The sequence below is a fragment of the Nocardioides luteus genome, assembly GCF_000960475.2.
GTDB lineage: Bacteria > Actinomycetota > Actinomycetes > Propionibacteriales > Nocardioidaceae > Nocardioides > Nocardioides luteus_A.
Genome location: NZ_JZDQ02000010.1, coordinates 61,913 through 75,717 on the forward strand (window position 1 = coordinate 61,913; position 13,805 = coordinate 75,717).

Sequence of the window (13,805 nt, forward strand, 5' to 3'; positions counted from 1 at the left end):
GAGGAGAACGAACGTGACCATCACCGAGCTGCACCGCCCCGCGGACGTCGTCGAGACGCCCTCGGGTCTCCGGATCCGCCGCGCCGGCGCCCGGATCGGCGCCGTCATCGAGGGCCTGCGCCTGGCCGAGGCCGACGACACCCAGATCCAGGACGTACGCACCGCCCTGCTGCGCCACAAGGTGCTCTTTTTCCGGGCCCAGGACGGGCTCACCGACGAGGAGCAGAGCGCCTTCGCGGCCCGGTTCGGTGAGCTGACGACCGCGCACCCGACGGTCGACACCGGCTCGGGCCGCGTGCTGCGGGTCACCGCCAACGCCGGCATGGCGGCCAACGCCTGGCACACCGACGTCACCTTCGTCGACCGGGTGCCGGCGATCTCGGTGCTGCGCGCGGTGACCCTGCCGCCCTACGGCGGCACCACGATCTGGGCCAACACCGCGGCCGCCTACGACCGGCTCCCGGCGCCGCTGAAGGCGCTGGCCGACGCGCTGTGGGCGGTCCACACCAACTCCTACGACTACGCCCAGCGGGACGAGGAGCACGAGCAGCCCGACGCCAACTACACCCGCGACGACTTCGCCTCGATCCACTTCGAGACCCGGCACCCGGTCGTCCGCGTCCACCCCGAGACGGGGGAGCGGTCGCTGGTCCTCGGGTCGTTCGTGAAGGAGTTCGACGGGCTCACCTCGACCGAGTCGATCCAGCTCTTCAACCTGCTCCAGGACCGGGTCACCAAGCTCGAGAACACCATCCGCTGGGCCTGGCAGCCGGGCGACGTGGCGATGTGGGACAACCGCGCCACCCAGCACTACGCGGTCGCCGACTTCGACCACCACCCCCGCGAGATGCGCCGGGTCACGGTCGCGGGTGACGTACCGGTCTCGGTCGACGGGCGGCGTTCGGAGGTCCTCCAGGGCGACGCGCGCGCCTACAGCCGGCTGGACGAGCTGATCTCCTAGGTCGCCACCACGATGTCGGCGCGGGCCGCGGTGAGGTTCGCGGCGAAGTGCTCGGCCTCGGCGGCCGCCCACGCGTCCCAGTGGGGCGCGAAGGTGTCGCCGTCGCGGTCGAGGCCGCGCTGCTTGCGCAGCTCCTCCGGGGCATCGACCCAGGCCAGCGCGGTGCGGAAGCCGTCGTACGCCGCAGCCCCGCTGCCCACGCCCTCGATCACCAGCAGCGGGCTCGGCGGGACCAGGACGGTCTCGGCGAACGTACGCAGGTGCCAGTCGTAGCGGCGGTAGGAGCCCGCGGCGCCTTCGACGAGCGGGAGCAGGACCGTCTCGAGCTGGGCGATGCCGGCGGCGAGGCCGTCCCAGCCGGCGTACAGGTCGTCCATGTGGATCACCGGTGCCTGGGTCATCTCGGCCAGGGCGGTGGCCAGCGTCGTCTTCCCGGAGCCGGCGGGGCCGTCGATGCAGATCAGCCGCCCGGGGCCGAGGGTGGCCGGGCGGCTCATCGCGATCGTGAGGAGATCGGCGGCAGCGGGAGAGTCGGTCGAGGTCAGGAGATGCCGTACTTCTTCAAGATGTCGTTGACGTCGGCCATGTCGTCGTCATCGTCGTCGATCACCGGGCCCTTGGCCGTCCTCGGAGCCGCGACCGAGGCCGGTCCGGCAGCGCCTGCAGGTGCGGCGCCGGCCGCCTTCCGCGCGGCGCGGCGCGGCCGCTCCTTGGTGGGCAGGACCCGGGCCAGGAAGATCAGCACGATCGCGAGCGCGGCGATGCCGAAACCGACCCATACGGTCGGGCTGAAGACGAGGCGCGCGGCCCAGTCGGCGATGGCGTCGACGATCCGCCCGCCGGCCCGCAGCAGCCCGGTGAGATAGGCCGCCGGGGCGAGCAGCGTCCATCCGAGCGCCTTCACACCGGCGCCGAGACCGCGCCGTCGGAACGCGACCCAGGTCCAGATCGCGCCCAGCACGGTGAGCGCGGCGGCAAGTGCGAGGTAGGCGCCTTGGTCCATGCCTCCAGACTCCCACAGCGGCGGTGACTCGGCACCCGGACTGTCCCCGATATCGGCCCTGATCTTCGGCTGGGGTTCAATGGTGTCGATGAACGACAAGCGACTCCTCGGCTCGGCCTTTCCCGGCGACACCGGCGAGACCAGCCCCGAGGTCGCGTCCGTGATGAGGTCGTACGCCACCGGCCAGGCCACCCACGCCGACGTGCTCAGCACGCTCGCCTCCGCCCGGGTGCTCGTCCCGGTCGTCGCGGTGCTGGGAGAGGTCGAGGTCGACGAGGCCGGCCTGGCCCACGACAAGACCTCCGACATGGCCACCGTGCTGCTCACCGGTGCCGACGGCCGGCAGGCGCTGCTCGGGTTCACCGGCACCGCGCCGCTGCAGGCGTGGCAGGCCGACGCCCGCCCGGTGCCGGTCTCGCTGCGCGACGCCGCCCAGGCCGCGGTCCATGACGGCGCCGACGCGCTGGTGCTCGATCTGGCCGGCCCGGTGCCGTTCGCCATCGAGGGCGACGACCTGCACAAGGTCGCCGAGGGCTGGCAGCTGGCGACCGTCGGGCCGCGTACGGCCTGGGTGCGCCCCTGAGGCTGTGCGCGACCGGGATTGGGCACACCGGGGAATGTTGCAGTAGTGTTCCGTGTTGACCGATCAGCCGACGTACGCCGTCGGTTCGATCCAACAAGCGGAGTTCACGACAGCGTTCTCCCACCCGCATCGACCGCGAGCATCAAAGGTCGTCGGGTCCGGTCCCGAAGACAGTGTTCCAGGAATTCTCTGGGGCAGTGGACTCGGTGGTGCGAGCCCCTGTGGGGGTGAGCGTTATGACTGGCTTCCGCTTGTGACATTGCAGCGGAAGCCTTTTTCGATTTCCGGACCGCCCGTGCACGCGGCCCGGACAACGAGATCTGAGCCTCCGCAAGCCACAACAACTGGAGGACACATCAGCACTGAGCTTCGTATCAACGACCGGATCCGGGTTCCCGAGGTCCGCCTCGTTGGTCCCAACGGAGAGACGGTCGGCATCGTGCCGACCCCTGACGCGCTGCGCCTGGCCCAGGAGGCCGACCTCGACCTCGTCGAGATCGCCCCGCAGGGCAAGCCGCCGGTCTGCAAGCTCATGGACTACGGGAAGTTCAAGTACGAGAACGCCCAGAAGGCCCGTGAAGCCCGTCGAAACCAGACGAACGTGATCATCAAGGAGATGAAGCTTCGTCCGAAGATCGACAAGCACGACTACGAGACCAAGAAGGGTCACGTCGTGCGGTTCCTCAACGCTGGGGACAAGGTCAAGATCACGATCATGTTCCGTGGTCGTGAGCAGCACCGTCCCGAGCTCGGCTTCCGCCTGCTGCAGCAGCTGGCCGACGACGTCGCGGAGCTGGGCTTCGTCGAGTCCTCGCCGAAGCAGGACGGCCGCAACATGATCATGGTGCTCGGCCCTCACAAGAAGAAGGCCGACGCCAAGGTGGAGGCGAAGACGGCCAAGGAGGAGAAGGCCGCCGAGCGTGCCGCCGACGAGGCCGCCGAGAAGGCGGAGCGTACGGCCGCGAACGCCGCCCGTCCGACCTCGACCCCCAAGGTCAAGCGTCGCTCGGAGAACCTCGACCCCGACATCGACCTCTGAGTCGATCCACTGACTTCCGCCGCCGCGGCGCCCCGTGACCGGCCGGACGACGAGAGAAGGAAGAACTATGCCGAAGAACAAGACCCACTCCGGTTCCAAGAAGCGCTTCAAGGTGACCGGTTCCGGGAAGATCCAGCGCCTGCAGGCCGGCCGCAAGTCCGGCGCTGCGTTCGCCTCTGCGCCGACCACCGGCTCGCGCAAGAAGCACCGTCGCAACGCTGGTCTGGTGGAGCTCGCCCCCGCCGACGTCAAGCGCGCGAAGAAGCTGCTCGGTCGCTGAGCGATCAACCCGAAACTTTCCCCTAGCATTCAAGGAGCACTGAAATGGCACGCGTCAAGCGCGCAGTGAACGCTGCGAAGAAGCGTCGCACCACCCTCGAGCGGGCCTCCGGTTACCGGGGCCAGCGCTCGCGCCTCTACCGCAAGGCGAAGGAGCAGGTCACCCACTCGCTGGTCTACTCCTACAACGACCGCCGCAAGAACAAGGGCAACTTCCGTCGTCTGTGGATCCAGCGGATCAACGCCGCGGCGCGCGCCGAGGGCATGACCTACAACCGCTTCATCCAGGGTCTCAACCTGGCCGGCATCGAGGTCGACCGCAAGATCCTCGCCGAGCTCGCCGTCAACGACGTGGCCGCGTTCAACGCGCTCGTCGCCCAGGCCAAGGCTGCGCTGCCGGAGGACGTCAACGCCCCGGCGAACGCCTGAGTCCGACTCCGATCGTGGGAGTCTTGGTGTCACCTGGTGACACTGGGACTCCCACGTTCTGTTTGTCCACCTACTTGATCACGGGGTGAGTGTGATTCTCTCTGCTGCCAACGCCCGCCTCAAGGAGATCCGGAAGCTCGCCCGCCGAGCCGTCCGGGCCGAGCGCCGGCAGTTCCTCGCCGACGGGCCCAAGGCCGTCGAGGGTGCCCTCGGCGTCGAGGGCTGCGTGCAGGAGATCTTCGCGACGGAGGCCGGGGCCGAGACGTACGCCTCGCTGCTGGCCGATCAGCAGGTGACGCTCGTCGACGACCGGGCCATGGCAGGCCTGTCCGACTCCGTGACTCCCGCCGGCGTGGTGGCGCTGTGCCGGTTCCTCGACGTCCCGCTCGCCGACATCGCCGGCCCGCTCGTGGTGATCTGTGCGGACGTACGCGATCCCGGCAACGCCGGCACGGTCATCCGCTGCGCCGACGCCGCCGGTGCGTCCGGGGTGATCCTGGCCGGCGACTCGGTCGACCTCTACAACCCCAAGACCGTCCGCGCCTCGGTCGGCTCCGCCTTCCACCTCCCGGTCGCCATCGAGCGCGACCCGCTGGTCGCGGTGAAGGCCGCGAAGGCAGCCGGGCTGACCGTCCTCGCCGCCGACATGCACGGCACCGCGGACCTGTTCGCCGCCGACGCGCTCCTGGCCCGGCCGACGGCCTGGCTGATGGGCAACGAGGCCTGGGGACTTCCGCCGCAGCTGGCCGCCGAGGCCGACGAGATCGTGAGCATCCCGATCTTCGGCAGGGCCGAGTCGCTCAACCTCTCCACCGCCGCGGCGCTCTGCCTCTACGCGAGCGCCCGCGCCCAGCGCTGAACCCGCCTAGAGTGGGATCGTGAGTGACCCCGTGATGGACTATCTCGCCGGCGTCGAGCCGGCGAAGCGGGCCTTGATCGAGCACTACTACGACCTCGTGCTCGAGCTGTTCCCGGAGGCCGTCCCCGGCAGGAAGTACGCGATGGCGTGCTACACGCTGCGTGGCAAGGGGCTGGTCTCGGTGATGGCGACCAGGGCCGGCCTGTCGGTGATCCCGTTCAGCGGCAGCCTGAACGCCCAGGTCGCCGGCGACTTCGAGGTCTCCGAGGGCGGTGGCTCGCTCTACTGCACCGTCGAGCGTCCGCTGCCCGACGACGCCTTCCTCGAGCTCGTCCGCCTGCGTGCGGCTCAGATCGCTTGACCTTCATCTCACCTGAAGGCCGATGGTTGCGGGCATGGACGAGCCACTGCTGACGATCGGCGCGTTCGCGCGTGCCGTGGGCCTGACCGCGAGCGCCCTGCGCCACTACGACGAGTGCGGGCTGCTGGTGCCGGCCGAGGTCGACGCCGGGACTGGATACCGCTACTACACGCCCGAGCTCGCCGAGCGGGCCCGGCTGATCGTCGGGATGCGCGAGGCCGGGGTGCCGATCGAGACCATGCGCGTGGTGCTCGACTCGCCGGCCGGAGAGGCACGGACGGCGCTGGCCGGGTTCCTCGAGGACCAGAGCGCCCGCACGGCGCGGGCCTCCGAGGCCGTACGCGGCGTGCTGGCCGCCGTCGACGCGGGCCCGGCCGCGAGGCCGGCGGTCGCCGAGCTCCCCGGTCCCGTGCTGGCCGCGGCGATCCGGCAGGTGCGGCACGCGGCCGAGTCCGATCCCGCCTCCGAGCTCGCCTCCGTCCTGGTCGACGTCGATGGCGCCGGGGTGGACGTGGTCGCCACCAACCGCTACTGGATGGCGGTGCGGGAGCTGCCCGCTGCCGCCGAGGGCGACGGCGGGCGGGCTGTGCTGTCCCTGCCCGATGCGGCCGCGCTGGCCGACCGTCTCGACGCGATCAGGACCGCCGAGCTGCGCATCTCCGACGGCACCCTGACCCTCGCGGGCCAGTCGCTGGGTCGCGATGCCACCTACCCGGCTCATCGCCTCGTGCTGGCCGGGCTGGAGCCGGCCGGCACCCACGCGGTGCTCGCCAAGGCAGACCTGCTCGCCGGCCTCGACGCGGCCGGCTACGCCGAGGTCGACCTCTTCCTCGGCGACCAGGCGCGGCTCCGCTCGCCGCACACCGCCGAGCAGAGCGACGTACGCGGCGTGGTGACCGGCCCGCCGGTCCGGCTCCGGCTGGGCACGGCCCTCTTCGGCCGCGCCCTGGCAGCGTGCCTGGGCGAGGAGGTGCAGCTGGGCGTGACCGCGCCGGACCGGCCGGTGGTGATCACCTCGCCCTACCAGCCCGGGTTCACCGCGCTGGTCATGCCCGTGCGCCAGCACCCCGAGGGCTGAGCGCGTGGCAGCGATGACAGGCCGGGGGTTCCGCCCCTGGCTGGCAGCGTCGACCGCCTCGGTCTTCGGCGACTCGGTGACCTTCTTCGCGCTCGGCTGGGCGGCAGCGGGCTTCGGCGCCGACGCGGCGAGTCTGGTGCTGACCATCGAGGGCATCCCGCTCGCGGTGCTGGTGCTCGCCGGGGGAGTGCTGGCCGACCGGGTCGGGATCCGCCGGACGATGGCCGCGTGCGACGCCGCGATGGTGCTGGTCATGGCCGCCTTCGCGCTCGGCGCGATCGGCGGTGCCGATCTGTGGATGCTGGTCGCCGTCGGTGCCCTCTCGGGCACCATCCAGGCGCTGCGCCGACCGGCAGAGGGGGTCTTCCCGCGGCTGTTCGGAGCCGAGGACCTCGACCGGCGGATGGCGCTGGTCGGCTCGGCCCATCAGATCGCCCGCACCGCCGGCCCCGCGGCCGGCGGCTTCCTGCTCGGCCACGGCGGCCTGCCGCTGACCGCCGGTCTGGACGCGGCCACCTACGCCGCGGTGCTGGGTGCGCTGCTACTGGTCCGCCCACCGCACGAGCCGGTCCCGGAGCCCGGCCAGGGCTCGGTCTGGCGCAGCCTGGTCGATGGCGCGAAGGCAGCCCGGCGCACCCCCGGGGTCGTCCCGGTCCTGGTCGCCATCACCGGCCTCGCCGCGTCGGTCCTGCCGCTGGTCATGCTCGCCCTGCCGCTCGCCGGCCGCGAGCGCGGCTGGAGCGCGGCCGAGACCGGCCTGGTCTCCGGCGCCTGGGTGGCCGGGGGACTGGTGATGACCCTCCTCGTCGCCCGCCGGGGCGCGCCGCGTGCGCCGGTCGCGGTCGCCGGGCCGGTGCTGGCGGTCGCCGGCGTGGTGCTGCTGGCGCTGCGTACGGAGGTCTGGGTGGGGGTCGTCGCGATCGGCCTGGTCGGCGTGGGCACCACCATGCTGACCAGCTACCTCATCCCGGCCTACGTCGCCCGTACGCCGCCGGAGATGCTCGCCCGGTTCTCGAGCCTGACCCAGCTGGCCCAGACCGGCCCGGTCCTGGTCGCGACACCGCTGCTGGGTGCGGCTGCCGGGGTCGACGTACGGCTGGCTCTTGCCGCGGTCGGTGCGCTCCTGCTGACCACCGTGCCGGCGGCCGCCCGGGTCGCCCGGCTGCCGGAGTCGATACCCCAGAGGGTCTGATACAGAGAAGGTAAATCTGTTTCACTCGTGGGTATGACCAACGTGAGCAGACGACGGCTGCTGGCCTCGGGCGGCGCGGCGGCGGCCGCGGGCGCGACCTTCCCGCTGTGGACGTGGGCGCCGAGCGCGTCGATCGCGGGCACCGGCGACGGGCTCGATCCCGAGTACGTCTGGGACGTGCGGGCCGACCCGGTGATCGAGCGCCTCTACGGCGAGGGCCTCGACAGGGTCGCCGAGGTGAACGAGATCCTGAAGGGCTGGACCACCAACGACCAGCCGGTGCCAGCGGGCCTGCCCGGCTACCTCGAGGACTTCATCGAGGAGGCGAGGCGCCTCCCGGCCTGGGCCGACCAGGGGAAGCTGAAGCTGGCCGGAACGTTCAACGAGGAGGAGTACGGCTTCTTCCTCGCGCTCCTCTACACCCTCGGCAGCGGCCTGATCAGCTGCGCGATCAAGCGTGAGGCGTGGGCGGTCTACTACTCCTACGGCGGCGCGAACATGCGCGAGCGGATCGCCAAGACGACGGTGCTCGGCTACGACGTGATGGACGCCCAGGGCTGGACCGCGACCGGCCGCCTGATGGTCGACTCGGTCAAGACCCGGATGGTCCACGCCGCCGTGCGCCACCTGCTGCCGCAGTCGCCCCACTGGTCGAGCGTCGGCGCCGGCCAGAAGGTCCCGATCAGCCAGGCCGACATCCTGGTCACCTTCCACAGTCTCGGCACCTGGGTGATGAAGAAGTTCACCGAGTGGGACATCGCGCCGAGCAAGGAGCTCGCCGACGCGTTCCTGCACGCCTGGAACGTCGACCTGCACCTGCTCGGCGTTCAGGAGCAGTACCTGCCGAAGGACTGGGAGGCGGCGTACGCGCAGTACGACCAGGTGATGGGGCCCGCCACCGGAGGCACCCGCGAGGGCGTCGAGCTCGCCCAAGCCCTGCTCGATGCGGTGATCGGGGAGGGCAACCCGCTGCTGCGCCACGAGCTGGAGTCGCTGGGGCGCTACGTGATCGGGGACAGGTACGCCGACATGATCGCCTTCGACAAGGACCCGGTGCTCGCGCCGGTGTGGGCCAACGCCGTGCCGCTGCTGGTCCGGTCCTATCAGAGCACGGTCCCCGACATCCCGCTCGTCTCCAACCTGCTTCCCGAGGCGGTGCACACCTTCATCAAGATCTACTTCTCGCCCGGCGACCCGGCACCGATCACGCTGCCGTTGAGCAATCGGCCCGAGTAGCGGCTCCAGACCGGCACGGTCGGTCTAGGGTGTCGGCGTGGACGCCCGTGAACTCGCCGATGCCCTGCCCGACGGTGTCGTCGTCGCCGACGCGGACGGCGAGGTCGTCCTCGTCTCGGCCCTGGCCGGGCGGATGCTCGGCGTGGACCCCGACGCGAGCCTGGGGCGGCCGCTGGGCGACGTACTCACGCTGAGCAACACCGAAGGGCAGACCTGGGCCGAGGCCAACCGGCCCTACGACACCCTGCGGACCGTCACCGGTACGCCGGAGCAGGCCTGGCTGCTGCCCGACGGCACCGAGGTGCTGGTCGTCTCCACCATCCGGCGCCCGTCGCCGGACGCCGCGGTCGACCAGGTCTCGATCTCGCTGCGCTCGGGCCGTGGCCGCAAGCGCCTGGACCGGGAGCGCTCCGACCTGGTCGCGACCGTCGCCCACGAGCTGCGCTCGCCGCTGACCGGGGTCAAGGGGTTCGTGCAGGCGCTCCTGAACCGGTGGGACAGGCTCAACGACGACCAGAAGAAGCTGATGCTGCGGACCGTCGCCTCCGACTCCGACCGGCTCTCCCGGCTGATCGCCGAGCTCCTCGACGTCGCCCGGATCGACACCGGTCGGCTGCAGCTCTACCCCCGTGCCAGCGACGCGACGGTGCTGGTCACCCGCGTGGTGGAGTCGGTGCGCTCGGCGACCTCCCGGCCGATCGAGCTGGAGATCTCCGCCGGCGAGGACGAGCTGGAGATCCACGCCGACCCGGACAAGTTCACCCAGGTCGTCACCAACCTCGTCGAGAACGCCGTACGCCACGGCGACGGTGTCGTCACGGTCAGCCTGGGTGCGTGGCCGGACGACCCCGACCAGGTCCTGCTCGTCGTCGAGGACCGCGGCGAGGGCATCCCCGCCGAGCTGCGCCAGCGGGTCTTCACGAAGTTCTGGAAGCACGGCGCCCGCGGCGGCTCCGGCCTCGGGCTCTACATCGTCGGCGGCCTCACCAAGGCCCACGGCGGGTCGGTCGTGATCGCCGACGCCGACGGGGGCGGGGCCCGGATCGAGGTCGGCTGGCCGAGGAACCCACCCGTCTGACCCGCTGATGGGCGTTCCGGTTCGCGCGAGAGGGTGAGGGATTCCTAGACTGTCGCTCACACACTCGATGCGACGAAAGCCAGTGATGTCCGGTCCCAACACCGACTATGACCCGGTAGAGGTCACCCCCTTGAAGGCTGAGGAGGTCGAGGCCGCGCGCGATGCAGCGCTGACGGCCATCGCCGCCGCGAACAGTCTCGAGGAGCTCAAGCAGACACGGCTCGACCACGCCGGCGACCGTTCGCCGCTGGCCCTGGCCAACCGCGAGATCGGCGCCCTGCCTCCGGCCGCGCGCAAGGAGGCCGGCCAGCGGGTCGGCAAGGCGCGTGGCGCGGTCAACCAGGCGCTCGCGGCGCGGCAGAAGGTGCTTGAGGCCGAGCACGAGGCCCGGATGCTGGTCGAGGAGACCGTCGACGTGACGCTCCCGACCGACCGGGTCCCGGCCGGTGGGCGGCACCCGCTCACCACCGGCGCCGAATACATCGCCGACATCTTCGTGGCGATGGGCTGGGAGGTCGCCGAAGGCCCGCTCATCGAGGCCGAGTGGCTCAACTTCGACGCCCTCAACCTGGGCCCCGACCACCCTGCTCGCACCATGCAGGACACGTTCTGGACCGAGCCCGCCGAGAACCACGTCGTGCTGCGGACCCACACTTCGCCCGTCCAGGCGCGGACGATGCTCACCCGCGAGGCGCCGATCTACGTGGTGTGCCCGGGGCGGGTCTTCCGCACCGACGAGTACGACGCGACCCACTCGCCGATGTTCCACCAGGTCGAGGGGCTGGCCATCGACGAGGGCATCTCGATGGCCAACCTGAAGGGCACCCTGGACCACTTCGCCACCCAGATGTTCGGTGAGGGCATCGTGACCCGGTTCCGGCCGTCCTACTTCCCCTTCACCGAGCCGTCGGCCGAGGTCGACCTGACCTGCTTCGTCTGCCGTGGCGCACAGGTGGTCGACGCCGGCGACGGTCAGCTCGTCACCTGCCGCACCTGCAAGGGCGAGGGCTGGATCGAGTGGGGTGGCTGCGGGATCGTGAACCCGCGCGTCCTGATCGCCTGCGGCGTCGACCCGGAGCGCTACTCCGGCTTCGCCTTCGGGATGGGCATCGACCGCACCCTGATGTTCCGCACCGGTCTCTCCGACCTGCGCACCCTGTTCGAGGGTGACGTCCGGCTCACTACTGCATTCGGGAGCGAACTGTGAAGGCCCCCCTCTCCTGGATCAAGGAGTACGTCTCGCTGCCGGAGGATCTCGGCGTCGAGGAGATCACCGACCGGCTGACCGCGCTCGGCCTCAAGCTGGAGGCGATCGAGACCTCCGGTGCCGGCATCGACGGCCCGCTCGTGGTGGGCCAGGTGCTCACCGCCGAGAAGGAGCCGCAGAAGAACGGCAAGACGATCAACTGGTGCTCGGTCGACGTCGGTGACGCCAACGGCACCGGCGAGCCGCAGGGGATCGTCTGCGGAGCGCACAACTTCGTCCCCGGTGACAAGGTCGTCGTGATCCTGCCCGGTGGCGTGCTGCCCGGCAACTTCCAGATCTCGGCACGGAAGACCTATGGCCACATGAGCGCCGGAATGATCTGTTCCGCCCGTGAGCTCGGGCTGGGGGAGGAGGCCGACGGCATCATCGTGCTGCCGCCCGACGCCCCCGCGCCCGGCACCGACGCCCGTGAGGTGCTCGGGCTCGGCGAGGAGGTCATCGAGTTCGAGATCAACCCGGACCGTGCCTACGCGCTCTCGATGCGGGGCATCGCGCGGGACGCGGCGCTGGGCTTCGACGTACCGTTCCACGACCCGGCGCAGCGGGACGTTCCGCTCGCCAACGCCGACGGTTACCCGGTGCGGATCGAGGACGAGTCCGGCTGCGACTACTTCGTCGCCCGCACGGTCACCGGGTTCGACCCGACCGCGCCGACGCCCGAGTTCATCAAGAAGCGCCTCGAGCAGGTCGGCGTGCGCTCCATCTCGCTCGGCGTCGACATCACCAACTACGTGATGTTCGAGCTCGGTCACCCGATCCATGCCTACGACCGGGCCAAGCTGACCGGCCCGATCGTGGTCCGCCGGGCACACGAGGGCGAGAAGCTCACCACCCTCGACGACACCGTGCGCGAGCTCGACCCCGAGGACCTCGTCGTCTGCGACGACACCGGCCCGATCGGGCTCGGTGGCGTGATGGGTGGCGCCTCGACCGAGATCTCCGAGACGACCACCGACGTGCTCGTCGAGGTCGCCCACTGGGACCCGCGCTCGATGTTCCGCACCGGCCGCCGGCACAAGCTCACCAGCGAGGCCGGCAAGCGCAACGAACGCGGCGTCGACCCGCTGCTGCCGCCGATCGCCGCCGACCGCGTCGTGGAGCTGCTGGTGGAGTACGGCGGCGGCGTCGCCGAGCCGGGCGTGACCGAGGTCGGCCCGGGTGCCTCGCCCGAGACCCGCAAGCCGCTCACCACGATCACCATCCCGACGTCGCTGCCGGCGAGGATCATCGGCATCGACCTCGGTGACGACACCGTGGTCAAGTGCCTGGAGCTGATCGGCGCCCAGGTGGAGGTCGAGGGCGACACGCTCACCGCGACCGTCCCGACCTACCGCACCGACCTCAACGACCCCTACGACCTGGTCGAGGAGGTCGCCCGGATCGTCGGCTACGACCAGGTCCCCTCGGTGCTGCCGCGCCGGGCGACCGGTCGAGGCCTGACCCGCGCCCAGCAGCTGCGCCGCCGGATCGGGCGCACGCTCGCCGGTGCCGGGCTGGTGGAGGTCGTCGACTTCCCGTTCGTGGGCGAGGCCGACTTCGATCGCCTCGGGCTGCCGGCCGACGACGTGCTGCGGCACACCGTCAAGCTGGCCAACCCGCTCAGCAGCGAGGAGCCGGGCTACACCACGACGCTGCTGCCGGGGTTGCTGAAGGTCGCTGCCCGCAACGTCTCCCGGGGCCAGGACGGGGTCGCTCTCTTCGAGACCGCGACCGTAGCCTTCCCGGTGGACCAGGCCGCGCCGATCTACGGCGTCGACCGGCGTCCGACCGAGGAGGAGCTCGAGAAGCTTCTCGCCGCGATCCCGCGGCAGCCGCTGCACCTCGCCGTCGTGCTCGCCGGGGAGCGTACGCGGGGTGGCTGGTGGGGCTCCGCCGAGACCGCCTCGTGGGCCGATGCCATCGACGTCGTCCGCCGCCTGGGCACCGAGCTCGGGGTCGCGGTCGAGGTCGCCTCGGCGTCGCGGGCGCCGTGGCACCCGGGCCGCTGCGCGGTCGTCTCCGTCGACGGCGTCGAGTTCGGTCACGCCGGCGAGCTGCACCCCAACGTGTGTAAGGCGTTCGGGCTGCCCGCCCGCTCCGCGGCGGTCGAGATCGACCTCGACTTCCTGATCTCGAAGGTGCCCGCCACCGCTGCCGGCCCGGTCTTCTCGACCATGCCGGTCGCGAAGGAGGACGTCGCGCTGATCGTGTCGAGCGACGTCACCGTGGCGGCCGTCGAGGCCGCCCTGCGCGAGGGCGCCGGCCCGCTGCTGGAGACCGTGCGGCTCTTCGACGTCTACGAGGGCGATCAGGTCGGCGAGGGCAACAAGTCGCTCGCCTTCGCGCTGCGCTTCCGCGCTCCCGACCGCACCTTGACGGCCGAGGAGACCGCGGCCGCACGCGACGCCGCGGTCGCCAGGGCGGCCGAGCTCACCGGCGCCGTCCAGCGCTGAGGATCGTC

At 71.2% G+C, this 13,805-nt stretch carries 15 protein-coding genes; 13 read left to right on the forward strand and 2 right to left on the reverse strand.

Annotated features, from left to right (window positions below):
- The first annotated feature begins 13 nt into the window (after positions 1 to 13).
- The gene (locus UG56_RS08780) at positions 14 to 961 is read left to right on the forward strand and encodes a TauD/TfdA dioxygenase family protein (RefSeq protein ID WP_084100754.1); all 948 of its coding nucleotides are present in this window, start codon (positions 14 to 16) and stop codon (positions 959 to 961) included.
- On the opposite strand, the gene UG56_RS08785 is transcribed toward UG56_RS08780, so the two are convergent.
- Together UG56_RS08785 and UG56_RS08790 are read right to left on the reverse strand one after the other, a co-directional pair.
- Positions 958 to 1,458: a uridine kinase family protein gene (locus tag UG56_RS08785; protein ID WP_045550242.1), complete on the reverse strand. Its 501-nt coding sequence runs from the start codon at positions 1,456 to 1,458 to the stop codon at positions 958 to 960. The genes UG56_RS08780 and UG56_RS08785 overlap by 4 nt on opposite strands.
- 44 nt (positions 1,459 to 1,502) lie before the next feature.
- The gene (locus UG56_RS08790) at positions 1,503 to 1,964 is read right to left on the reverse strand and encodes a hypothetical protein (protein WP_071326966.1); all 462 of its coding nucleotides are present in this window, start codon (positions 1,962 to 1,964) and stop codon (positions 1,503 to 1,505) included.
- Positions 1,965 to 2,052: 88 nt separating this feature from the next.
- Here UG56_RS08790 and UG56_RS08795 point away from each other — a divergent pair, with 88 nt between their 5' ends.
- From UG56_RS08795 to pheT, 12 genes are all read left to right on the forward strand, one after another.
- Positions 2,053 to 2,547: an SseB family protein gene (locus UG56_RS08795; protein ID WP_045550255.1), complete on the forward strand. Its 495-nt coding sequence runs from the start codon at positions 2,053 to 2,055 to the stop codon at positions 2,545 to 2,547.
- Between the two features lie 295 nt (positions 2,548 to 2,842).
- Positions 2,843 to 3,586: a translation initiation factor IF-3 gene (infC, locus tag UG56_RS08800; RefSeq protein WP_084100757.1), complete on the forward strand. Its 744-nt coding sequence runs from the start codon at positions 2,843 to 2,845 to the stop codon at positions 3,584 to 3,586.
- A 67-nt stretch (positions 3,587 to 3,653) separates the two neighbouring features.
- Positions 3,654 to 3,866 (forward strand): large ribosomal subunit protein bL35, encoded by a 213-nt coding sequence (locus UG56_RS08805; RefSeq protein WP_008359371.1) that lies wholly within the window; start codon positions 3,654 to 3,656, stop codon positions 3,864 to 3,866.
- Between the two features lie 44 nt (positions 3,867 to 3,910).
- A complete protein-coding gene (gene rplT / locus UG56_RS08810; RefSeq protein WP_045550240.1) occupies positions 3,911 to 4,294 on the forward strand; it encodes a 50S ribosomal protein L20 in 384 nt (127 codons plus the stop codon).
- An 85-nt stretch (positions 4,295 to 4,379) separates the two neighbouring features.
- Positions 4,380 to 5,153, forward strand: a complete 774-nt coding sequence (locus tag UG56_RS08815; RefSeq protein ID WP_045550239.1) for a TrmH family RNA methyltransferase — start codon at positions 4,380 to 4,382, stop codon at positions 5,151 to 5,153.
- 19 nt (positions 5,154 to 5,172) lie between these two features.
- Positions 5,173 to 5,514, forward strand: a complete 342-nt coding sequence (locus UG56_RS08820; protein ID WP_052693876.1) for an iron chaperone — start codon at positions 5,173 to 5,175, stop codon at positions 5,512 to 5,514.
- Positions 5,515 to 5,548: 34 nt separating this feature from the next.
- Entirely contained in the window at positions 5,549 to 6,592 is a 1,044-nt protein-coding gene (locus UG56_RS08825; protein ID WP_071326967.1) for a MerR family transcriptional regulator, read from the forward strand.
- Positions 6,593 to 6,605: 13 nt separating this feature from the next.
- Positions 6,606 to 7,784, forward strand: a complete 1,179-nt coding sequence (locus tag UG56_RS08830; RefSeq protein WP_071326968.1) for an MFS transporter — start codon at positions 6,606 to 6,608, stop codon at positions 7,782 to 7,784.
- Between the two features lie 33 nt (positions 7,785 to 7,817).
- Complete coding sequence (locus tag UG56_RS08835) at positions 7,818 to 9,020, forward strand: oxygenase MpaB family protein (RefSeq protein ID WP_045551145.1); 1,203 nt, start codon at positions 7,818 to 7,820, stop codon at positions 9,018 to 9,020.
- 37 nt (positions 9,021 to 9,057) lie between these two features.
- Positions 9,058 to 10,098: a sensor histidine kinase gene (locus tag UG56_RS08840; protein ID WP_045551146.1), complete on the forward strand. Its 1,041-nt coding sequence runs from the start codon at positions 9,058 to 9,060 to the stop codon at positions 10,096 to 10,098.
- A gap of 85 nt (positions 10,099 to 10,183) precedes the next feature.
- Positions 10,184 to 11,305, forward strand: a complete 1,122-nt coding sequence (pheS, locus tag UG56_RS08845) for a phenylalanine--tRNA ligase subunit alpha (protein WP_045551147.1) — start codon at positions 10,184 to 10,186, stop codon at positions 11,303 to 11,305.
- Entirely contained in the window at positions 11,302 to 13,797 is a 2,496-nt protein-coding gene (gene pheT / locus UG56_RS08850; RefSeq protein WP_071326969.1) for a phenylalanine--tRNA ligase subunit beta, read from the forward strand. The genes pheS and pheT overlap by 4 nt, the downstream gene beginning before the upstream one ends.
- The last annotated feature ends 8 nt before the right edge of the window (positions 13,798 to 13,805 follow it).

What these genes read in the sequence shown, in the direction of transcription:
- UG56_RS08785 (WP_045550242.1), bottom strand. Translation starts at nt 1,458, where the DNA reads ATGAGCCGCCCGGCCACCCTCGGCCCCGGGCGGCTGATCTGCATCGAC.
- UG56_RS08790 (WP_071326966.1), bottom strand. Translation starts at nt 1,964, where the DNA reads ATGGACCAAGGCGCCTACCTCGCACTTGCCGCCGCGCTCACCGTGCTG.
- UG56_RS08795 (WP_045550255.1), top strand. Translation starts at nt 2,053, where the DNA reads ATGAACGACAAGCGACTCCTCGGCTCGGCCTTTCCCGGCGACACCGGC.
- UG56_RS08805 (WP_008359371.1), top strand. Translation starts at nt 3,654, where the DNA reads ATGCCGAAGAACAAGACCCACTCCGGTTCCAAGAAGCGCTTCAAGGTG.
- rplT (WP_045550240.1), top strand. Translation starts at nt 3,911, where the DNA reads ATGGCACGCGTCAAGCGCGCAGTGAACGCTGCGAAGAAGCGTCGCACC.
- UG56_RS08825 (WP_071326967.1), top strand. Translation starts at nt 5,549, where the DNA reads ATGGACGAGCCACTGCTGACGATCGGCGCGTTCGCGCGTGCCGTGGGC.
- UG56_RS08830 (WP_071326968.1), top strand. Translation starts at nt 6,606, where the DNA reads ATGACAGGCCGGGGGTTCCGCCCCTGGCTGGCAGCGTCGACCGCCTCG.
- UG56_RS08835 (WP_045551145.1), top strand. Translation starts at nt 7,818, where the DNA reads ATGACCAACGTGAGCAGACGACGGCTGCTGGCCTCGGGCGGCGCGGCG.
- pheS (WP_045551147.1), top strand. Translation starts at nt 10,184, where the DNA reads ATGTCCGGTCCCAACACCGACTATGACCCGGTAGAGGTCACCCCCTTG.